We start from the raw sequence: 18,501 nt of genomic DNA, 5'->3' as shown, positions 1-18,501 counted from the left end.
CGATATGGATTTGCCGATTCCCGAGCCCGCGCGGCGCGCGCTCTACCGCACGATGCTGCGCATCCGCGCCTTCGAGAATGCCGCCGAGGCGGCCAGCCAGGGTGGCGTGAGCGCCTACGGCCAGGAAGCCGCCGGCGTCGCCAAGGTTCGCGGCCCGCTGCATCTGTCGACCGGCCAGGAGGCGGTGCCAGCCGGCGTCTGCGCCCATCTGCTCCCCGCCGACTACCTGACCTCGACTCACCGCGGCCACGGCCACACGCTGGCCAAGGGCGCCGACCTCGTGCGCATGATGTGCGAGCTGTTCGGCAAGGCCAGCGGCTTCAACGGCGGCAAGGGCGGCTCGATGCACATCGCCGACTTCTCGGTCGGCATGCTGGGCGCCAACGGCGTGGTCGCGGCCGGGCTGCCGATCGCGGTTGGCGCGGCGCATGCCCAGAAGCTGCAGAAGAAGGATGCGATCACGGTCTGCTTCTTCGGCGACGGCGCGATCAACCGCGGCCCCTTTCTCGAGTCGCTGAACTGGGCGCGCGTGTACCGGCTGCCGGTGCTCTTCGTCTGCGAGGACAACCGCTGGAGCGCAACCACCGCCAGCGGCCCGATGACCGCCGGCGAAGGCGCCTCCGCGCGCGCCGAGGCGATGGACATCGCCGCCACCCGGGTCGACGGCAACGACGTGTTCGCGGTGCATGCGGCCGCGGGCAGGCTGGTCGCCGAGGTGCGCGCCGGCGGCGGGCCGCGGCTGCTGCACGCGCTCACCTACCGCGTGAAGGGCCATGTGTCGGTCGACCTCGCCGCCTACCGCGACCCGGCCGAGCTGGCTGCGGCGCTGGAGACCGACCCGGTCGCGCGGGCGCGCGGCCGCCTGATCGCCGACGGCATGGACGCCGCTCTGCTCGATGCGATCGAGGACGAGGCGGAGGCAGAAGTCGCCGCCGCACTCGCCGCCGCCGATGCCGCGCCCTGGCCCGAGCCCGGCGCCGCCTTCACCGATGTGCAGACCACCGGAGCGGGCCAATGGACATGACGAGCGACATCGCGGGCGGCCGCGCCGCCGGCAGCACTGTGCACGAACTCAGCTATGCCGAAGCGGCCGCGCTCGCGGTACAGCGCGAAATGGAAGCCGATTCGCGCGTGGTCGTGCTCGGCGAGGACGTCGGCCGCGGCGGCATCTTCGGCCAGTACAAGGGGCTGCAGCAGCGCTTCGGCGCCGAGCGCGTGATCGACACGCCGATCTCCGAGGCCGCGATCATGGGCGCTGGCGTCGGCATGGCGCTGGCAGGACTCAGGCCGGTGGTCGAGATGCGCGTGGTCGACTTCGCGCTGTGCGGCATGGACGAGCTGGTGAACCAGGCCGCCAAGAACCGCTTCATGTTCGGCGGCCAGGGCCGTGTGCCGATGGTCGCGCGCATGCCGGGCGGCATCTGGGATGCCTCGGCGGCGCAGCATTCGCAGTCGCTCGAAGCCTGGTTCGCGCACCTGCCGGGCGTGGTGGTGGTGTGCCCTTCGACGCCGCAGGACAACCATTCGCTGCTGCGCGCCGCGATGCAGTGCGGCGACCCGGTGGTCTACATCGAGCACAAGAACCTGTGGGCCTCGCGCGGCGAGGTCGACGAAACGCGGGTGGTGCCGCTCGGCAAGGCGGCGCAGCTGCGCCGCGGCAACGCGCTCACGCTGGTGAGCTGGAGCCGGCAGATGCAGGCGTGTGGCGCCGCCTGCGACACGCTGGCGGCCGAAGGCATCGAGGTCGATCTGCTCGACCTGCGCACGCTGTGGCCCTGGGACCGCGAGTCGGTGCTCTCCTCCTGCGAACGCACGGGCCGCCTGCTGGTCGTGCACGAGGCGGTGCAGGCCGCCGGCTTCGGCGCCGAGATCGCGGCCAGTGCGGCGGAGGCCACCGGCTGCCGGGTCGCACGCCTGGGCGCGCCGCGCATCCCGGTCGGCTATTCGCCGGTGCTCGAAGCGCAATCGCGCGTCGGCGCCGAGCGGATCGTTCAAACTGCCAGGGCCTTGTGCGGATGAACACCGAGGCTGGCTTCGAGGACTCGGTCTTCTTCAAGCTGGTCCGGGTCGTCAACCTGACGGCGCGGCCTTTCCAGCAGCGGGTCGGGCGCCAGCACGCGCTCACGCTCAACGAGTGGCGCACGATGGCGGTGCTGGGCACGCAGCCCGGCCTGACGGCCACGCAGCTTTGCGAGCTCACCGGCCTCGACAAGATGGCGGTGAGCCGCGCGCTGGCGGGGCTGAAGCGCCACAAGCGCCTGCACCGCCACGAAGACCCGACCGACCTGCGCCGCAGCCGCCTCCACCTGAGCAGCGCCGGCAAGGCGCTGTTCGAGACGGTCCGCGTGCAGGCGTGGGAACGCGAGGCCGAGCTGTTCGCGGGCGTCGGCGCCGAAGATCTGAAGCACCTGAGTGCCACCCTCGACCGGCTGATCGCGTCGGTGGCCGGCCCGGACGCTCAGGCTGCAAACCCACCGTCGATGTTGAGGCCCGCGCCGGTCACGAAGGCCGCTTCCGGGCTCGAGAGGTAGGCCACCATGCCCGCGATCTCTTCGCCGCGGCCGTGCCGCGGAATGGCCATGAAACCATGCATGGCCGAGGCCATCGGGCCGTCCTTGGGGTTCATGTCGGTATCGACCGGGCCGGGCTGCACGTTGTTGATCGTGATGCCGCGCGGGCCGAGGTCGCGCGCGAAGCCTTGCACGAGCCCGGTGAGTGCGGACTTGCTCATCGCATAGACGCCGCCGCCAGGGAAGGGCATGCGCTCGGCGTTGGTGCTGCCGATGTTGATGATGCGGCCGCCCTCGCCCATGTGGCGCAGCGCCGCCTGGATGGCGACGAAGACGGCGCGCACGTTGACGTTCAGCGTGAGGTCGAAGTCTTCCAGCGAGATCTGGTCGGCGGCGCCCAGCTTGAGAACGCCGGCGTTGTTGACCAGGATGTCGAGCCGGCCGAAGGTGCGCGCGCTTTCGTCGATCGCCGTGCGCAGCGCATCGGCATCGGCGCTGTCGACGCGCAGCGCGATCGCGCGCCCGCCCGCGGCTTCGATGCTGCCGGCAAGTTCCTTGGCCGCAGCCTCGTTGCTGGCATAGCTGAAGGCGACGGCGGCGCCGTCCTTGGCGAGACGCCGCACGATGGCGGCGCCGATGCCTCGCGAGCCGCCGGTGACGAAGGCCGTCTTGCCGGCCAGAACGGGCTTGGAAGAAGTGCTTGGGGACATGGTGCGCTTTCGAAGTGGTTGTGGAATGCCTGTAGTTTGGGGATTGCATTGCATTGCCGGTAGCCGTAAAACTGCCCTAGCAATCTCAACCCGTGGTTGAAAATGCACCCATGCAGCCGCTGAGCCATCTCGAATCCTTCGTCCGCAGCGCCGAGGCCGGCAGCTTCTCCGCCGGCGCCCGACAACTCGGCCTGACGCCTGCCGCGGTGAGCAAGAACGTCGCGCGCCTCGAAGCGGGTCTGGGCGTGCGCCTGTTCCAGCGCAGCACACGCAAGCTGACCCTGACCGAGAGCGGCGAGCGGCTGCTGCTGCAGATCGGCGGTGCGCTCGGCACGCTGGCCGACGCCATGGCAGGCGCCGCCGAAGCCGGGGGCCAGCCGGCCGGCACGCTCAAGGTCAGCATGGGCCAGGCCTTCGGGCGCACGTACGTGGTGCCGCTGGTCGGCGAGTTCCTGGCGCGCTACCCGGCGGTCGTGCCCGACTGGCATTTCGACAACCGGCAGGTCGACCTGGTCGGCGAGGGCTTCGACGCCGCGATCGGCGGCGGCATCGAGCTGACGCCCGGCGTGGTGGCGCGCGAGCTCGCGCGCATCCACATCGTGGCGGTCGCGGCGCCCGCGTACATGGCCGGCAAGCCGGTGCCGGAGCACCCGTCCGACCTGGCCGCCTTCGACGCCATCATGCGGCGCTCCTCACCCACCGGGCGGGTGCGGGCCTGGACGCTGCGCAACGCGGCCGGCGACGAAGGCGCGGCGGATGCAAAGCCGCGCCTGGTCTTCAGCGACCCCGAGGCGATCGCCCACGCCGCGATGATGGGCCTGGGCATCGCGTTGCTGCCGATGGCTTTCGCGCTGCACGGCTTGCAAAGCGGCGAGCTGGTGCGCGTGCTGCCGGGCTGGTATGCCGACTCGGGGCCGATCTCGCTCTACTACCCGAGCAAGAAGCTGCTGCCGGCGAAGACGCGCGTGTTCGTCGACTTCGTGGTCGAGAAGTTTCGCGAGCAGCGCTTCGCGGCCCGCATGCAGGGGATCTGAGCACACGGGGTTTCACCCGCGACGAACGAGGCGCTTCGCCTGTCAAACTCGGTGCCATGCATCAACAGGAAACACGCATGACCCTCTCGTTCCAATCCCGCCGCCGCTCTGCACTGGCGCTGGGCGCGATTGCCGCCCTGGTGCTGGCTGCCGGGCCCGCGGCGGCCCAAGGCAGCTGGCCGACCAAGCCGGTGCGCATCGTGGTGCCCTTCGCGCCCGGCGGTACCACCGACCTCCTTGCGCGCGCCGTGGCGCCGGAGCTCTCCAAGGCCTTCGGCCAGCAGTTCATCGTCGACAACCGCGCAGGCGCCGGCGGCAACGTGGGCGCCGAGATCGTGGCCAAGGCGCCGAACGACGGCTACACGCTGCTGATGGGCACGGTGGGCACGCACGGCATCAACCGCGCGCTGTACCCCAAGCTGCCCTACGACCCGATCAAGGACTTCGCGCCGATCACGCTGGTGGCCGCGGTGCCCAACGTGATGGAGATGAATGCCGACAAGGCGCGCGCGCTCAACATCAACAGCGTGGCCGACTTCGTGAAGTACACGAAGGCGAATCCCGGCAAGCTCAACATGGCTTCGAGCGGCAGCGGCACCTCGATCCACCTGGCGGGCGAGCTCTTCAAGACCATGACCGGCAGCTTCATGACGCACATCCCCTATCGCGGATCGGGCCCGGCGCTGCTGGACCTGGTGGGCGGCAACGCCGACGTGATGTTCGACAACCTGCCCTCGTCGATGCAGCAGATCAAGGGCGGCAAGCTCAAGGCGCTGGCCGTGACCAGCTCGAAGCGCTCGCCGGCCTTGCCCGACGTGCCGACGGTCGAAGAGGCCGGCGGCCCCATGCTCAAGGGCTACGAAGCCAGCTCATGGTTCGGCCTGCTGGCCCCGGCCGGCACCCCGCCCGAGATCGTGAACCGCATTCAGCAGGAAGTGGCCAAGTCGCTCGGCACCGCGGCGATCAAGGAAAAGATGCTGGCCCAGGGCGCGATCCCGAGCGGCAACTCGCCGGCCGAGTTCGCCAAGATGATCGACAGCGAACACGCCAAGTGGGCGAAGGTGGTCAAGGCCTCCGGGGCCAAGGTGGACTAAGCCCCTGGCGTTCCTGATCCATTGGTGCGCGCAGCGCGCCGGACCGTGGGCCGCCGCGGAACCGGCTTCGCCGGGCCGCAGGCGGCGCCCCCGGAGAGGGGGTTGGCCCTTCGACAGGCTCCCTTCGACAGGCTCAGGACAGGCTCTACGCGAAGCGAGCAAGCCTGGGGGGTGATCACACCTCCCACATCACGTCCTTGCGGTCGGCCAGCGACGCCTTGAGCATGTGCAGCAAGGGCACGGCGCGCTGGTGCAGCGTGATGTGCTGCTTCTCGGCCGCCTCGTCATGGCCTTCGACGGCGAAATCGTCGTTGTTGTGGGCGTTGTGGGCTTCACGCGCCATGGCCGCCTCCAGCGCCGCGATGGCGGCCGGCATCTGCTCCACCGTCACGATGCCCTTGCGCTCCGGCGCCTTGCCGATGATGTCGAACAACTGACGCGCGTGGGTTTCGAGCATCACGAAGGGGGGGCTGGCCCGCGATTTGAATCGATACAGCATGGTGCCTCGCTCGGTTATTTGTAGATGTAGTCGCGGACAAAAGGGTACACCGATTGCGCGCCGCGCAGCGCGCCGCCCTCGACCTTTCCGTCGGGCCGGGTGGCGAGCATCTGGTGCAGCGAAATCCAGCCCTGCTCGAAGCACATCGCCGAACCGGCCAGATACAGGCGGTAGGCACGCAGGATGCGCTCGGCATTGCCGCCCTGGTGGCCGCCGGCGCGCTGCAGGACCTCGCGCGCCTCGTCGAGCCGGGACTCGAGCGCGTCCGACCAGGCCCAGAGCGTGCGCGCATAGTGCGGCCGCAGGTTTTCGGTGTCGACCATCTCCAGGCCCGCGGACACCGTCTCGCGCAGCACATGCGTGACGTGCAGCAGTTCGCCGCCCGGGAAGATGTATTTCTCGATGAAATCGCCCATGCCGGCTCCGAGCTGCTTGTAGTCGAGCTGGCCCGAAGTGATGCCATGGTTCATGACCAGGCCGCCCGGCTTGAGCAATGAATGGATCTTGCGAAAGTAAGTCGGCATGTTGACGCTGCCGACGTGTTCGAACATGCCGACCGACGAGATCTTGTCGAAGGGCTTGTCGCTGTCGAGTTTTCGGTAGTCGAGCAGTTCGACTCGTACGCGGCCCTGCAGGCCCTTCTCCTCAATCATGCGCGTCACGTGCGCATGCTGGTTCTTCGACAGCGTGATGCCGGTCGCATCGACGCCGTAGTGCTCGGCCGCCCACAGCAGGAGCGCACCCCAGCCCGAGCCGATGTCGAGGAAGCGCTCACCCGGCTGCAGCATGAGCTTGCGGCAGATGTGGTCGAGCTTGGCCTCCTGGGCCTGCGCCAGCGTCATCCCGGCGTCTCGGAAATAGGCGCACGAATAGACGCGCCGCGGGTCGAGCCACAGCGCATAGAAGTCGTCCGACACATCGTAGTGGAACTCGATCTGCGCCGCATCCTTGCCCAGCGAGTGCGAGCCGCGCGACTTGGTGCGCCGCTGCAGCCGGCTCCACCAGTTGGTGTTGGTTTCCGCCGGATTGCCGGGCAGCAGGCTGACCGCGATATCGATCAGGTCGCGCATCTTCCCTTCGATCTGGACCCGTCCCTCGACGTAGGCCTCGCCGATGGCACCGATCTGCCGAGCGGTGAGCTTGGCGAGCGCCGACCATTCGGAGAAGGCGAGCGTGACGCGTGAGCCTGGCTTTGCGACCTTCCGCCCATCGGGCAATTGCAGCGTGATGGGAACCGGCAGCGTGGAAAGCTGGGACTCGATCTTCGGCAACAGGCTTGACATGGCTGATTTTTGCCAGCAGCGGCGAACTTCGTCAACCGACCTCGGCGAAAACCCTTGCCGGGTTGACAACAGATTGTTTAGGCCTAAACTATTGATCCATGAATAGCTTCGCAACAGATCTGCAGCACGTGCTGTGCATCGGCGGCGGTCCGGCCGGCCTCTACTTCGCGCTCCTGATGAAGGCCCGGCGGCCGGCGCTCGAGGTCACGGTGATCGAACGCAACCGCCCCTTCGACACCTTTGGCTGGGGCGTGGTGCTGAGCGACCAGACGCTCGCCAACCTCGCGGCCGCCGATCCCGAAACGGCCGCGCTGATCGGCCGTGAGTTCCATCACTGGGACGACATTCAGGTGTTCTTCAAGGGACGCCAGGTGCGCTCGGGCGGCCACGGCTTCTGCGGCATCGGCCGCAAGCGCCTCTTGAACATCCTGCAGGAGCGCTGCCTGGCGCTCGGCGTCAAGCTGGTGTTCGAGACCGACGCCACGGATGACCAGGCCCTGGCCGCGCAGTACGGCGCCGACCTGGTGATCGCCAGCGACGGCCTCAACAGCCGCATTCGCCAGCGCTATGCGGACGTCTTCGAGCCCGACATCGATCTGCGCCAGTGCCGCTTCGTCTGGCTCGGCACACACCAGACCTTCGATGCCTTCACCTTCGCCTTCGAGAAGACCGAGCACGGCTGGTTCCAGGCCCACGCCTACCAGTTCGACGACAAGACCTCGACCTTCATCGTCGAAACGCCCGAAGCGGTGTGGCAGGCCCATGGCCTCGACAAGATGGAGCAGCCCGAAGCGATCGCCTTCTGCGAAAAGCTCTTCGCCAAATACCTCGGCGGTCACGAGCTGATCAGCAACGCCACGCATCTGCGCGGCTCGGCCAACTGGATCCGCTTTCCGCGCGTGGTCTGCAAGCACTGGACGCACCGCGTCGAGGTGAATGGCAAGAGCGTGCCGGTGGTGCTGATGGGCGACGCGGCGCACACGGCGCACTTCTCGATCGGCTCGGGTACCAAGCTCGCGCTCGAGGATGCGATCGACCTCAGCGATGAGTTCGCGCGCGGCGGCAGCGTCGACCATGTGCTCGAAGCCTATGAGGCGCGGCGCAGCGTCGAGGTGCTCAAGATCCAGAACGCGGCGCGCAATTCGACCGAATGGTTCGAGAACGTGCACCGCTACACCGGCATGGAGATCGAGCAGTTCGCCTACTCGCTCATGACGCGCTCGCAGCGCATCAGCCACGAGAACCTGCGCCTGCGCGACACGCAATGGCTGGGCGGCTACGAGGCGTGGCTCGCGGGCGGCAAGCCGCTGCCTCCGATGCTGATGCCGCTCACGGTGCGCGGCCTCACGCTCAAGAATCGCATTCTGGTTTCGCCCATGGCGACCTACAGCGCGGTCGACGGCGTGCCGCAGGATTTCCTGCTCGTGCACCTTGGCGCGCGCGCGCTCGGCGGCGCCGCGATGGTGTTCGTCGAGATGACCAGCCCGACGCCCGAGGGCCGCATCACGCCCGGCTGCACGGGTCTCTACAACGATGCGCAGTCGGCCGCCTTCAGGCGCATCGTCGACTTCGTGCACACGCAGACCACGGCGAAGATCGGCATGCAGCTGGGCCACAGCGGGCCGAAGGGCTCGACCCAGCTGGGCTGGGAAGAGATCGACGAACCGCTGCCGCAAGACAACTGGCCGCTGATCGCCGCCAGCGAGCTGGCCTACGGCGAACAGAACCAATTGCCCGCCGCCATGACGCGAGCAGAGATGAACACTTTGCGCGACCAGTTCGTCGCCTCGACGCGTCGCGCGGCCGAAGCCGGCTTCGACTGGCTCGAGCTGCACTGCGCGCACGGCTACCTGCTGGCTTCCTTCATCAGCCCGCTGACCAACCTGCGCACCGACGAGTACGGCGGCAGCCTCGAGAACCGCTGCCGCTATCCGCTGGAAGTGTTCCGCGCGATGCGCGCGGCCTGGCCCACCGAACGGCCAATGAGCGTGCGCATCTCGGCCCATGACTGGGCGCCCGGCGGCAACACCGATGCCGACGCGGTGGTGGTGGCGCGGCTCTTCAAGGAAGCGGGCTGCGACTTCATCGACGTCTCTTCGGGCCAGACCACGCGCACGGCGAAACCGGTGTACGGACGCATGTACCAGACGCCTTTTGCGGACCGCATCCGCAACGAGGTCGGCATCTCGACCATTGCGGTCGGCGCCATCACCGAAGCCGACCAGGCCAACAGCATCATCGCCGCGGGCCGCGCCGACCTGTGCGCGATCGCACGGCCGCACCTGGCCGACCCGGCGTGGACCCTGCACGAAACGGCCAAGCTGCAAAGCCGCGACGTCGACTGGCCCAAGCAATACCTGAGCGGGCGCGACCAGATGTACCGCGAGATCGCCAAGCAGCAACAGCTGGCCGCCGCGGCGGCTGCGACGGCCGTGCCGCGCAACAGCGAGGAGGATCAATAGCATGGACCTCGAAGCAAGAGCCCACAGCGAGCACCCCGACGAGCTGCGCCTCTGGCTGCGGTTGCTGACATGCACCCAGCTTATCGAGAAGCAGGTGCGCAACGAGCTGCGCGAGCAGTTCGCCACCACCCTGCCCCGCTTCGACCTGATGTCGCAACTCGAACGCTCGCCGGACGGGCTGAAGATGAACGAGCTGTCGCGCCGCATGATGGTGACCGGCGGCAACGTCACCGGCATCACCGACCAGCTGGTGGCCGAGGGGCTGGTCGAGCGCGTCGACGTCGAGGGCGATCGCCGCGCCTGGCGCGTGCGCCTCACCACGCGTGGCCGCAAGCTCTTCAACGAGATGGCGCAACAACACGAGGCATGGATCGTCGATGCCTTCGCGGGCCTGAACGCGAAGGAGGTCACGCAGCTCCACAAGCTGCTCGGCAAGGTCAAGCAGCATTCACATCAACAATTGGCGGAGGCCCTATGAAGCACTACATCGGCGCAAGCAGTCCCATGCGCGCGCAATTCGAGCCGAAGGCCGACTACGAGGCCGAGCATTTCAGCTGGTCCTTCGAGGACGGCATCGGCACGGTCACGCTGAACCGGCCGGAGCGCAAGAATCCGCTGACTTTCGACTCCTACGCCGAGCTGCGCGACCTGTTTCGCGCGCTGAATTTCGCGACCGACGTCAAGGCAATCGTCGTGACGGGCGCGGGCGGCAACTTCTGTTCAGGCGGCGACGTGCACGAGATCATCGGGCCGCTCACGCAGATGCACATGCCCGAACTGCTCGAGTTCACGCGCATGACGGGCGACCTGGTGAAGGCGATCCGCCATTGCCCGCAACCCATCGTCGGCGCGATCGACGGGGTCTGTGCCGGCGCCGGCGCGATGATCGCGCTGGCCTGCGACCTGCGATACGGCACGCCCGCAGCGCGCACCGCATTCCTCTTCACGCGCGTCGGACTGGCCGGCGCCGACATGGGTGCCTGCGCGCTGCTGCCGCGCGTGATCGGACAGGGCCGCGCCTCGGAGCTGCTCTTTACCGGCCGCGCGATGACGGCGCAGGAAGGCCACGCCTGGGGCTTCTTCAACGCGCTGCACGAGAGCAGCGCGCTGCTCGGCGCCGCCACCGCCGTGGCGCGCGAGCTCGCCGAAGGCCCGAGCTTCGCGCACGGCATGACCAAGACCATGCTGTCGCAGGAATGGGCGATGACCATCGACCAGGCGATCGAGGCCGAGGCGCAGGCGCAGGCGATCTGCATGCAGACCGAGGACTTCAGGCGCGCCTTCGAAGCCTTTGCGGCCAAGCGCAAGCCGGTGTTCGGCGGAGACTGACGCAATGGCTGCTTCGCCCGTACCTCCTTCCACGGCGCACCTGGCGCTGCCCTTCTTCGACGATGCGCATCGGGCGCTGGCGCGCGATCTGCTGCCCTGGGCAGCCGCCCAGTCGGTGGACGAGCGCGACGATCGCGCCGCGTGCCGCGACTGGGTGAAGCGGCTCGGCCAGGGCGGCTGGCTGCGCTATTGCGTGCCGGCTTCTTCGGGCGGCGCGCTGGAACGCCTCGATTCGCGCGCGCTGGTGCTGCTGCGCGAAACGCTGGCCTTCCATTCGCCGCTGGCCGATTTCGCCTTTGCGATGCAGGGCCTCGGCAGCGGCGCCATCACGCTGGCCGGCAGCGCCTCACAGCAGCGCGACTACCTCGGCGCTGTGGCGCGCGGCGACAAGATCGCGGCCTTTGCGCTCAGCGAACCCGAGGCGGGCTCGGACGTCGGCGCGATGGCGATGCAGGCTGTCGCCATCTCGGACGGCTGGCGGCTCACGGGCGAGAAGACCTGGATCAGCAATGGCGGCATCGCGGACTTCTACTGCGTGTTCGCGAAAACCGATCCGGCCGCCGGCTCGCGCGGCATCACGGCCTTCGTCGTCGATGCGAAGACGGCCGGACTCGACACCTCGGCACACATCGAAGTGATGGCGCCGCACCCGCTTGCCACGCTGCGCTTCGACGGCTGCGTCGTGCCGCGCGAGGCCCAGCTCGGCGAGCTGCATGGCGGCTTCAAGCTCGCGATGCGCACGCTCGACATCTTTCGCGCCTCGGTCGCCGGCGCTGCGCTCGGCATGGCGCGGCGCGCGCTGGCCGAAGCGGTCCACCATGCGAGCCGCCGGCGCATGTTCGGCCAGACACTGGCCGACTTCCAGCTCACGCAGGCCAAGCTCGGCGAGATGGCGGCGCTGATCGACAGCGCGGCGCTGCTCACCTACCGCGCCGCCTGGATGCGAGACGACAGCGAAGCCCGTGGCGGGCCCGCCGTCGGCGACCTCACGGCCGCGGCGGCGATGGCCAAGATGTGCGCGACCGAGAACGCGAGCCGCGTGATCGACATGGCGCTGCAGATGCACGGCGGCCTCGGTGTGAAGGTGGGCACCAAGGTCGAGAGCCTCTACCGCGACATCCGTTCGCTGCGCATCTACGAGGGTGCGACCGAGGTGCAGCAACTGATCATCGGCAAGTCCGTCTTGCGGAGCCAGGCATGAGTGCGCAGACCGATCGCTTCGTTCACGACCGTCTGCCGCCGGCGGAGCAACTGCCCATGTTCCGGTACGACCGGCCCGAATTGCAGTTGCCCGACCAACTCAACCTGGTCGAGGTCCTGTTCGACAAGGCCAGCGCCAATGGCCTGGCGGACAAGCCGATGCTGCGCTCGCCGGCCCGCACGCTGAGCTACGCCGAGGCCGCGACCGAGGTCGACCGCATCGCGCAGGTGCTGGTGGAAGACCTGGGCCTGGTGCCCGGCAACCGCGTGCTGTTGCGCGGAGGCAATTCGATCGCTATGGCGCTGGCCTGGCTGGCCGTGGTCAAGGCCGGCCTGATCGCGGTCGCCACCATGCCGCTGCTGCGCGCGAAAGAGCTGGGCGACATCATCGAGAAATCGCGGCCGGTGGTCGCGCTGTGCGATGGCAAGTTGCTCGACGAGCTGCGGATCGCCCAGCAGGCGCATCCGGTGCTGCAGACCCTCGTGGCCTTCAACCAGCCGGATGCAGCCGATTCGCTGAGCGCGCGCGCTGACGCCAAGAGCGGCGTGTTCAAGGCCTGCCCTACAGCCGCCGACGACATTGCGCTGCTGGCCTTCACCTCCGGCACCACCGGCAAGCCGAAGGCGCCCGTGACCACCCACCGCGACGTGCTCGCGATGTGCGAGACCTGGCCGCGTCACGTGCTGCAGGCGCGCAGCGACGACATCGTGCTGGGCTCGCCGCCGCTGGCCTTCACCTTCGGCCTGGGCGGCTTGCTGGTCTTCCCGATGTGGGCCGGCGCATCCGTGTATTTCCACGATGGCCCCTACACGCCGGAGACGATGGTCAAGGCGATCCGCGAGGTCGGCGCCACCATCTGCTACACGGCCCCCACCTTCTACAGGCAGATGGCGCCTTTCGCCAAGGCTTCCGGCGTGCCGAGCCTGCGCATCAGCGTGAGCGCGGGCGAGGCCCTGCCCGACGCGACCCGCCAGCTGTGGAAGGACGCCACGGGCATCGAGATGCTGGACGGCATCGGCGGCACCGAGGTGTTCCACATCTACATTTCGGCCGCCGGCGACCAGGTTCGGCGCGGCGCGGTCGGCAAGGTCGTGCCGGGATTCACCGCCAAGGTGGTGGACGATGAGGGCAATGAAGTGCCGCGCGGCACCGTCGGCCGGCTGGCGCTCATCGGGCCGGTCGGATGCCGCTACCTCGACGATCCGCGGCAGGCCGACTATGTGAAGAAGGGCTGGAACTATCCCGGCGACGCCTTCGTGCAGGACGAGGACGGCTACTTCTTCTACCAGTCGCGCGCCGACGACATGATCATCACCGCCGGCTACAACGTCGGCGGGCCGGAGGTCGAAGACGCGCTGCTGAAGCATCCGGCGGTCGCCGAATGCGGCGTGGTCGGCAAGCCCGACGAGGAACGCGGAATGATCGTCAAGGCCTTCTGCGTGCTCAAGCCCGGCCAGACCGGCGATGCTGCCCTGGTCAAGGCGCTGCAGGACCACGTCAAGGCCACCATCGCGCCCTTCAAATACCCACGGGAGATCGAGTTCGTCGCTGCGCTGCCGCGCACCGAGACCGGCAAGCTCCAACGATTCAAACTGAGGCAAATCACACCATGATCAAACTTTTGCAACCGCCCGGCTGGGCACCCCCGAAGGGCTATGCGAACGGCGTTGCCGCGCGCGGCACGATGGTGTTCGTCGGCGGCCAGGTCGGCTGGAATGCGCAGCAGCAGTTCGTGTCGGACGATTTCATCGAGCAGACAGGACAGGCCCTGCGCAACATCGCCGACATCCTGCGCGAAGCCGGCGCCGGCCCCGAGCACATGGTGCGCATGACCTGGTACGTGACCGACCGCGACGAATACAACCGGCGCCTGGGCGAGCTCGGGCCGGTTTATCGCGAAACGATGGGCCGGAACTTCCCGGCGATGACTTGCGTGCAGGTCGCAGCGCTGGTGGAGTCGCGCGCCAAGGTGGAGATCGAGGTCACGGCGGTGCTGCCCGACTGAGCCCAGCGGCTACCGCGCCCGCAGCCTCAGAGTACTTCCTCGTGGGTCGCTGCCTCGGCGCCCGGATCCGAGAGGATGAGCGCCGCGCGATAGGCAGCGCGCCCCGCAATCTTGGTTTCCGCGGCCAGCTTTTTCCACAGCTGTTCCCGCTCGACCGGCGACAGGGCTGCGGGCTGATCGATCAATGAATGCGCAATCGCCAGCAGCGAAATAGCCGAAGTCAGGCAAAAACTGAGCGCCGACGTCGTGGGACGGCTGCGGTAATTCGCCTGTTCGCCGCGACGAATCTGGTCTTCCTCGCTCGGACTGAGAGAAAGAAGATCGGTCGTCGGGTGAAATGGAACGGCAGGCTCGTCATTGAAAATATAGTCGACCGCCTGCTCGACAGCGCCCATTGCGTTTTCAATCAGATTCCGCGAAATCGAAGGGTCGATCATGAAAGTCCCTTATTTGCGCAATTCACAGACTTCTCGTCCTTCAACTGTTCTCGAATCGGCCAGATGTTACACATGTCACGCGCACGCATCCGTGATCTTTGTCACACGGCGTGGGCGTTTTAGACTCGTTTCACGGCGAAAAGAGTAATTTGGCACTAACAGAAAACTGGGAGCGAAACGCCCTTGGGGCAGATCCCAAAACCGATGGCGCGCAGTCTTTTCTTTAGCAGCCGGAAAGCAAAACGCCCACTCGAAGTGGGCGTTTTGCTTTTTCAGCAACAACCTTTTGGGTTGCCGGAAATTTGGTTGCGCGAGCAAGATTTGAACTTGCGACCTTTGGGTTATGAGCCCAACGAGCTACCAGGCTGCTCCATCGCGCGGCAAGATGGAATTATAGCTTATTCTTCGCCGGCCTGCTCGTCGGCAGGGGCTTCCGTCACTTCGGGACGATCGACCAGTTCGACCAGCGCCATCGGCGCGTTGTCGCCCACGCGGAAACCCATTTTCAGGATGCGCGTGTAGCCGCCCGGACGTGCCTGGTAGCGCGGGCCGAGTTCGCCGAACAGCTTGACCACGCTGTCGCGGTCGCGCAGGCGATCGAAAGCCAGGCGCTTGTTGGCGACCGTCGGCTTCTTGGCCAGGGTGATCATCGGCTCGATGACGCGGCGCAGTTCCTTGGCCTTGGGGACCGTGGTCTTGATGACCTCATGCTCGATGAGCGAGTTCATCATGTTCTGCAGCATCGCGAGGCGGTGCGAGCTGGTGCGGTTGAGTTTGCGGAGTCCGTGTCCGTGACGCATGGTGCTTTTCCTTTACTTTATAAAAACAGGCAGCCGTGTCAGGTACTGCCCGGTGCAACACACAGGTGTGGTGATTCTTAACGCTTATCGAGGCCGGCCGGTGGCCAGCTTTCGAGCTTCATGCCCAAGGTCAGGCCGCGCGAGGCGAGCACTTCCTTGATTTCGTTGAGCGACTTGCGACCCAGGTTCGGGGTCTTGAGCAGCTCGTTCTCGGTGCGCTGGATCAGGTCACCGATGTAGTAGATGTTTTCGGCCTTCAGGCAGTTGGCCGAACGCACCGTGAGTTCGAGCTCGTCGACCGGGCGCAGCAGGATCGGATCGAACTGCTGGGCGCTGCGCGGCGCGGGTGCATCGAACGCAGCGAGTTCGCCGCCTTCGAGCTGCGCGAACACGGCCAGTTGCTCAACCAGGATCTTGGCCGAGGCGCGAACCGCGTCTTCGGCGGTGATCGCGCCGTTGGTCTCGATCTCGACCAGGAGCTTGTCGAGGTCGGTACGCTGCTCGACGCGGGCGCTTTCGACCGTGTAGCTCACGCGCTTGACCGGCGAGAACGAAGCGTCGAGCACGATACGGCCGATCGACTTGGTCGGCTCGTCCGCGTAGCGGCGCATCGTGCCGGGCACATAGCCGCGGCCCTTCTCGACCTTGATCTGCATGTCGAGCTTGCCGCCCTGCGACAGGTGGGCGATCACGTGGTCGGGGTTGATGATCTCGACGTCGTGCGGCGTCTGGATATCCGACGCGGTCACCGCGCCTTCGCCGTCCTTGCGCAGGCTCAGCGTGACTTCATCGCGGTTGTGGAGCTTGAACACCACGCCCTTGAGGTTCAGCAGGATGTTGACGACGTCTTCCTGCACGCCGTCGATCGACGAGTACTCATGCAGCACGCCGGCGATCGTCACTTCGGTGGCGGAGTAACCGACCATCGACGACAGCAGCACGCGGCGCAGCGCGTTGCCGAGCGTGTGGCCGTAGCCGCGCTCGAAGGGCTCGAGCGTGACCTTGGCCTTGTTGGCGGCAAGTTGCTCGACCTGGATGGTCTTGGGTTTCAGCAGGGTGGTTTGCATGCAGAACTTCCTCTCAATACCCCCGGCTCGTTACACCGGTAAGGCTGGTGAAGTGCCCGGCCGCGGTGTCCGCGGCAGGGAACAAAAAATCAAAGTCCGGGCCGCCGGATGGCGGCACGTTTTCGCCTGTTACCTCGAATACAGTTCGACGATCAGCGATTCGTTGATGTCGGCCGCGAATTCGTCGCGATCGGGCACCTTCTTGAAGGTGCCTTCGCCCTTGTCGGCATTCACTTCGACCCAGGCCGGAATGCCGACCTGCTGGGCGAGCTGCAGCGCTTCGGCGATGCGGGTCTGCTTCTTCGACTTGTCGCGCACGGCAATCACGTCGCCGGTCTTGACCAGGTACGACGGGATGTTGACCGACTGGCCGTTCACCGTGATCGCCTTGTGCGAGACCAGCTGGCGCGCTTCGGCGCGCGTGGAGCCGAAGCCCATGCGGTAGACCACGTTGTCCAGGCGCGATTCGAGGATGAACAGCAGGTTGGCGCCGGTGTTGCCACGGCGGCGATCGGCTTCCTCGAAGTAGCGGCGGAACTGCTTCTCGAGCACGCCGTACATGCGCTTGACCTTCTGCTTCTCGCGCAGCTGCAGACCGAAGTCGGAGGTGCGCTGACCAGAAGTGCGGCCATGCTGGCCGGGCTTGGAGTCGAACTTGGCCTTGTCCTGGATCGAACGGCGGGCGCTCTTCAGGAACAGGTCGGTGCCTTCGCGGCGGGAAAGTTTGGCCTTGGGGCCGAGGTAGCGTGCCACTTGATCTTCCTTTGTGTCATCTGCCGCAGAGGCTGTCTGCGGGAGCCATCAGCGGCGTGCCGATGGCGGTGGGCTTGTTGAAAAAACAAAACGCGCAGCCGGCTCGAAAGCTGACTGCGCCGGGCGTCCTCGCCTTAGATGCGACGGCGCTTTTGCGGGCGGCAGCCGTTGTGCGGAACCGGCGTCACATCGGCGATCGAGTTGATGCGGATGCCGAGCGCGGCGAGCGCGCGCACCGACGATTCGCGTCCCGGGCCCGGGCCCTTGATCTCGACGTCGAGGTTCTTGATGCCTTGTTCCACCGCAGCGCGACCGGCGACTTCCGAAGCGACCTGCGCAGCGAACGGCGTCGACTTGCGCGAGCCCTTGAAGCCCTGGCCACCCGACGACGCCCACGACAGAGCGTTGCCCTGGCGATCGGTGATCGTGATGATCGTGTTGTTGAACGAGGCGTGCACGTGCGCGACGCCGTCCGCCACGTTCTTGCGGACCTTCTTGCGAACGCGTTGCGCTGCGTTGTTGGCAGGAGCTTTAGCCATGCTGATCTATCCTTATTTCTTCAGGGACTGCGCGGCCTTGCGCGGACCCTTGCGGGTGCGGGCGTTGGTGCGCGTGCGCTGGCCGCGCATCGGCAGGCCGCGACGGTGACGGAAGCCGCGGTAGCAGCCGATGTCCATCAAGCGCTTGATGTTCATCGTCGTTTCGCGACGCAGGTCACCTTCGATGGTGAAGAGCGCGATCTGGTCGCGGATCTTCTCGAGATCGGCGTCGGTCAGATCCTTGATCTTCTTCGAATATTCGATGCCGCTCGCTTCGCAGATCTTGCGGGCGCGGGTGCGACCGATGCCGAAGATGGCGGTCAGGCCGATCTCAGCGTGCTTGTGCGGCGGAATGTTGATGCCAGCAATACGTGCCATGTGCGTCCTCTAATACTCTTTCAATCAACCCTGGCGCTGCTTGTGGCGCGGGTCGGTACAGATCACGCGCACCACACCCTTGCGGCGGATGATCTTGCAATTACGGCAAATGGTTTTGACCGAAGCCGAAACTCTCATTTCATTCTCCTAAAACTCTGTCCAACCCGGCGACTCATTTCGCCCGAAACACAATGCGCGCCCGGCTCAAGTCATAGGGCGTCAACTCGACGGTGACCTTGTCACCTGGAAGGATGCGGATGTAGTGCATCCGCATCTTTCCGGAAATATGCCCCAGCACGATGTGTCCATTTTCCAGCTTCACGCGGAAGGTCGCATTCGGCAGGTTCTCCTGAACCTCGCCTTGCATCTGGATGACATCGTCCTTCGACATCTCAATCGC

22 protein-coding genes and 1 tRNA gene are annotated in these 18,501 nt (G+C 66.7%); 11 read left to right on the top strand and 12 right to left on the bottom strand.

The window, feature by feature from the left end; translation table 11 throughout:
• Positions 1-4 precede the first annotated feature (4 nt).
• The 3 genes from BLS74_RS10405 to BLS74_RS10395 are packed head-to-tail and all read left to right on the top strand — an operon-like array spanning position 5 to position 2,531.
• Complete coding sequence (locus tag BLS74_RS10405; RefSeq protein ID WP_093105340.1) at positions 5-1,024, top strand: thiamine pyrophosphate-dependent dehydrogenase E1 component subunit alpha; 1,020 nt, start codon at positions 5-7, stop codon at positions 1,022-1,024.
• Entirely contained in the window at positions 1,015-2,019 is a 1,005-nt protein-coding gene (locus BLS74_RS10400; RefSeq protein WP_244503823.1) for an alpha-ketoacid dehydrogenase subunit beta, read from the top strand. Before BLS74_RS10405 ends, BLS74_RS10400 begins: the two co-directional genes overlap by 10 nt.
• Positions 2,016-2,531 carry a MarR family winged helix-turn-helix transcriptional regulator gene (locus BLS74_RS10395; protein WP_093105337.1) on the top strand — a complete coding sequence of 172 codons (516 nt, stop codon included), beginning with the start codon at positions 2,016-2,018 and terminating at the stop codon, positions 2,529-2,531. Before BLS74_RS10400 ends, BLS74_RS10395 begins: the two co-directional genes overlap by 4 nt.
• Here the strand turns inward: BLS74_RS10395 and BLS74_RS10390 are convergent.
• A complete protein-coding gene (locus tag BLS74_RS10390; protein ID WP_093105334.1) occupies positions 2,459-3,220 on the bottom strand; it encodes an SDR family oxidoreductase in 762 nt (253 codons plus the stop codon). The two genes, BLS74_RS10395 and BLS74_RS10390, sit on opposite strands and share 73 nt — an antisense overlap.
• 110 nt (positions 3,221-3,330) lie before the next feature.
• Here BLS74_RS10390 and BLS74_RS10385 point away from each other — a divergent pair, with 110 nt between their 5' ends.
• Both BLS74_RS10385 and BLS74_RS10380 read left to right on the top strand, forming a co-directional pair.
• A complete protein-coding gene (locus BLS74_RS10385; RefSeq protein ID WP_093105333.1) occupies positions 3,331-4,254 on the top strand; it encodes a LysR family transcriptional regulator in 924 nt (307 codons plus the stop codon).
• A gap of 77 nt (positions 4,255-4,331) precedes the next feature.
• Entirely contained in the window at positions 4,332-5,348 is a 1,017-nt protein-coding gene (locus BLS74_RS10380) for a Bug family tripartite tricarboxylate transporter substrate binding protein (protein WP_093105330.1), read from the top strand.
• 175 nt (positions 5,349-5,523) lie between these two features.
• Here BLS74_RS10380 and BLS74_RS10375 read toward each other — a convergent pair whose 3' ends face one another.
• Positions 5,524-5,847, bottom strand: coding sequence for a DUF1840 domain-containing protein (locus tag BLS74_RS10375; RefSeq protein WP_093105327.1), 324 nt, complete (start codon positions 5,845-5,847; stop codon positions 5,524-5,526).
• Between the two features lie 14 nt (positions 5,848-5,861).
• Positions 5,862-7,130, bottom strand: coding sequence for an SAM-dependent methyltransferase (locus BLS74_RS10370; RefSeq protein ID WP_093105325.1), 1,269 nt, complete (start codon positions 7,128-7,130; stop codon positions 5,862-5,864).
• Positions 7,131-7,228: 98 nt separating this feature from the next.
• Here BLS74_RS10370 and BLS74_RS10365 point away from each other — a divergent pair, with 98 nt between their 5' ends.
• From BLS74_RS10365 to BLS74_RS10340, 6 genes are read left to right on the top strand one after another with little or no spacing between them, the layout of a single operon-like run.
• On the top strand, positions 7,229-9,592 hold the full coding sequence (locus BLS74_RS10365; protein ID WP_093105322.1) for a bifunctional salicylyl-CoA 5-hydroxylase/oxidoreductase: 2,364 nt from the start codon (positions 7,229-7,231) through the stop codon (positions 9,590-9,592).
• Between the two features lies 1 nt (position 9,593).
• Positions 9,594-10,070 (top strand): MarR family winged helix-turn-helix transcriptional regulator, encoded by a 477-nt coding sequence (locus BLS74_RS10360; protein WP_093105319.1) that lies wholly within the window; start codon positions 9,594-9,596, stop codon positions 10,068-10,070.
• Positions 10,067-10,921: an enoyl-CoA hydratase family protein gene (locus BLS74_RS10355; protein WP_093105316.1), complete on the top strand. Its 855-nt coding sequence runs from the start codon at positions 10,067-10,069 to the stop codon at positions 10,919-10,921. The genes BLS74_RS10360 and BLS74_RS10355 overlap by 4 nt, the downstream gene beginning before the upstream one ends.
• 4 nt (positions 10,922-10,925) lie before the next feature.
• Positions 10,926-12,122: an acyl-CoA dehydrogenase family protein gene (locus BLS74_RS10350; RefSeq protein ID WP_093105313.1), complete on the top strand. Its 1,197-nt coding sequence runs from the start codon at positions 10,926-10,928 to the stop codon at positions 12,120-12,122.
• Positions 12,119-13,735 (top strand): AMP-binding protein, encoded by a 1,617-nt coding sequence (locus tag BLS74_RS10345; RefSeq protein WP_093105310.1) that lies wholly within the window; start codon positions 12,119-12,121, stop codon positions 13,733-13,735. Before BLS74_RS10350 ends, BLS74_RS10345 begins: the two co-directional genes overlap by 4 nt.
• Positions 13,732-14,127 carry a RidA family protein gene (locus BLS74_RS10340; protein WP_093105307.1) on the top strand — a complete coding sequence of 132 codons (396 nt, stop codon included), beginning with the start codon at positions 13,732-13,734 and terminating at the stop codon, positions 14,125-14,127. Before BLS74_RS10345 ends, BLS74_RS10340 begins: the two co-directional genes overlap by 4 nt.
• Before the next feature lie 26 nt (positions 14,128-14,153).
• Here the strand turns inward: BLS74_RS10340 and BLS74_RS10335 are convergent, their stop codons facing one another.
• The 9 genes from BLS74_RS10335 to infA all read right to left on the bottom strand — a co-directional run bounded on the left by BLS74_RS10335 (position 14,154) and on the right by infA (position 18,492).
• Complete coding sequence (locus BLS74_RS10335) at positions 14,154-14,564, bottom strand: hypothetical protein (protein ID WP_139191665.1); 411 nt, start codon at positions 14,562-14,564, stop codon at positions 14,154-14,156.
• A gap of 303 nt (positions 14,565-14,867) precedes the next feature.
• A tRNA-Met gene (locus tag BLS74_RS10330) sits at positions 14,868-14,944 on the bottom strand.
• 18 nt (positions 14,945-14,962) lie between these two features.
• Positions 14,963-15,364, bottom strand: coding sequence for a 50S ribosomal protein L17 (gene rplQ / locus BLS74_RS10325; protein WP_093105301.1), 402 nt, complete (start codon positions 15,362-15,364; stop codon positions 14,963-14,965).
• Positions 15,365-15,441: 77 nt separating this feature from the next.
• Positions 15,442-16,431, bottom strand: coding sequence for a DNA-directed RNA polymerase subunit alpha (gene rpoA / locus BLS74_RS10320; RefSeq protein WP_028250818.1), 990 nt, complete (start codon positions 16,429-16,431; stop codon positions 15,442-15,444).
• A 129-nt stretch (positions 16,432-16,560) separates the two neighbouring features.
• Entirely contained in the window at positions 16,561-17,184 is a 624-nt protein-coding gene (rpsD, locus tag BLS74_RS10315) for a 30S ribosomal protein S4 (protein ID WP_093105298.1), read from the bottom strand.
• A 134-nt stretch (positions 17,185-17,318) separates the two neighbouring features.
• Complete coding sequence (gene rpsK, locus BLS74_RS10310) at positions 17,319-17,723, bottom strand: 30S ribosomal protein S11 (protein WP_068674563.1); 405 nt, start codon at positions 17,721-17,723, stop codon at positions 17,319-17,321.
• A 12-nt stretch (positions 17,724-17,735) separates the two neighbouring features.
• The gene (rpsM, locus tag BLS74_RS10305; protein ID WP_019653977.1) at positions 17,736-18,101 is read right to left on the bottom strand and encodes a 30S ribosomal protein S13; all 366 of its coding nucleotides are present in this window, start codon (positions 18,099-18,101) and stop codon (positions 17,736-17,738) included.
• Positions 18,102-18,125: 24 nt separating this feature from the next.
• Entirely contained in the window at positions 18,126-18,239 is a 114-nt protein-coding gene (rpmJ, locus tag BLS74_RS10300) for a 50S ribosomal protein L36 (RefSeq protein ID WP_038201958.1), read from the bottom strand.
• Between the two features lie 34 nt (positions 18,240-18,273).
• A complete protein-coding gene (gene infA / locus BLS74_RS10295; protein ID WP_093105295.1) occupies positions 18,274-18,492 on the bottom strand; it encodes a translation initiation factor IF-1 in 219 nt (72 codons plus the stop codon).
• Positions 18,493-18,501 lie beyond the last annotated feature (9 nt).

Source organism: Variovorax sp. CF079, assembly GCF_900101545.1.
Taxonomy (GTDB): Bacteria; Pseudomonadota; Gammaproteobacteria; order Burkholderiales; family Burkholderiaceae_C; genus Variovorax.
The sequence above is the reverse complement of the archived record's forward strand: the minus strand, read 5'-3'. Positions and strand labels throughout refer to the sequence as shown.

Coding starts and splice junctions, on each gene's coding strand:
- BLS74_RS10405 (WP_093105340.1), top strand. CDS start 5: ATGGATTTGCCGATTCCCGAGCCCGCGCGGCGCGCGCTCTACCGCACG.
- BLS74_RS10400 (WP_244503823.1), top strand. CDS start 1,015: ATGGACATGACGAGCGACATCGCGGGCGGCCGCGCCGCCGGCAGCACT.
- BLS74_RS10395 (WP_093105337.1), top strand. CDS start 2,016: ATGAACACCGAGGCTGGCTTCGAGGACTCGGTCTTCTTCAAGCTGGTC.
- BLS74_RS10390 (WP_093105334.1), bottom strand. CDS start 3,220: ATGTCCCCAAGCACTTCTTCCAAGCCCGTTCTGGCCGGCAAGACGGCC.
- BLS74_RS10385 (WP_093105333.1), top strand. CDS start 3,331: ATGCAGCCGCTGAGCCATCTCGAATCCTTCGTCCGCAGCGCCGAGGCC.
- BLS74_RS10380 (WP_093105330.1), top strand. CDS start 4,332: ATGACCCTCTCGTTCCAATCCCGCCGCCGCTCTGCACTGGCGCTGGGC.
- BLS74_RS10375 (WP_093105327.1), bottom strand. CDS start 5,847: ATGCTGTATCGATTCAAATCGCGGGCCAGCCCCCCCTTCGTGATGCTC.
- BLS74_RS10370 (WP_093105325.1), bottom strand. CDS start 7,130: ATGTCAAGCCTGTTGCCGAAGATCGAGTCCCAGCTTTCCACGCTGCCG.
- BLS74_RS10365 (WP_093105322.1), top strand. CDS start 7,229: ATGAATAGCTTCGCAACAGATCTGCAGCACGTGCTGTGCATCGGCGGC.
- BLS74_RS10360 (WP_093105319.1), top strand. CDS start 9,594: ATGGACCTCGAAGCAAGAGCCCACAGCGAGCACCCCGACGAGCTGCGC.
- BLS74_RS10355 (WP_093105316.1), top strand. CDS start 10,067: ATGAAGCACTACATCGGCGCAAGCAGTCCCATGCGCGCGCAATTCGAG.
- BLS74_RS10350 (WP_093105313.1), top strand. CDS start 10,926: ATGGCTGCTTCGCCCGTACCTCCTTCCACGGCGCACCTGGCGCTGCCC.
- BLS74_RS10345 (WP_093105310.1), top strand. CDS start 12,119: ATGAGTGCGCAGACCGATCGCTTCGTTCACGACCGTCTGCCGCCGGCG.
- BLS74_RS10340 (WP_093105307.1), top strand. CDS start 13,732: ATGATCAAACTTTTGCAACCGCCCGGCTGGGCACCCCCGAAGGGCTAT.
- BLS74_RS10335 (WP_139191665.1), bottom strand. CDS start 14,564: ATGATCGACCCTTCGATTTCGCGGAATCTGATTGAAAACGCAATGGGC.
- rplQ (WP_093105301.1), bottom strand. CDS start 15,364: ATGCGTCACGGACACGGACTCCGCAAACTCAACCGCACCAGCTCGCAC.
- rpoA (WP_028250818.1), bottom strand. CDS start 16,431: ATGCAAACCACCCTGCTGAAACCCAAGACCATCCAGGTCGAGCAACTT.
- rpsK (WP_068674563.1), bottom strand. CDS start 17,723: ATGGCTAAAGCTCCTGCCAACAACGCAGCGCAACGCGTTCGCAAGAAG.
- rpsM (WP_019653977.1), bottom strand. CDS start 18,101: ATGGCACGTATTGCTGGCATCAACATTCCGCCGCACAAGCACGCTGAG.
- rpmJ (WP_038201958.1), bottom strand. CDS start 18,239: ATGAGAGTTTCGGCTTCGGTCAAAACCATTTGCCGTAATTGCAAGATC.
- infA (WP_093105295.1), bottom strand. CDS start 18,492: ATGTCGAAGGACGATGTCATCCAGATGCAAGGCGAGGTTCAGGAGAAC.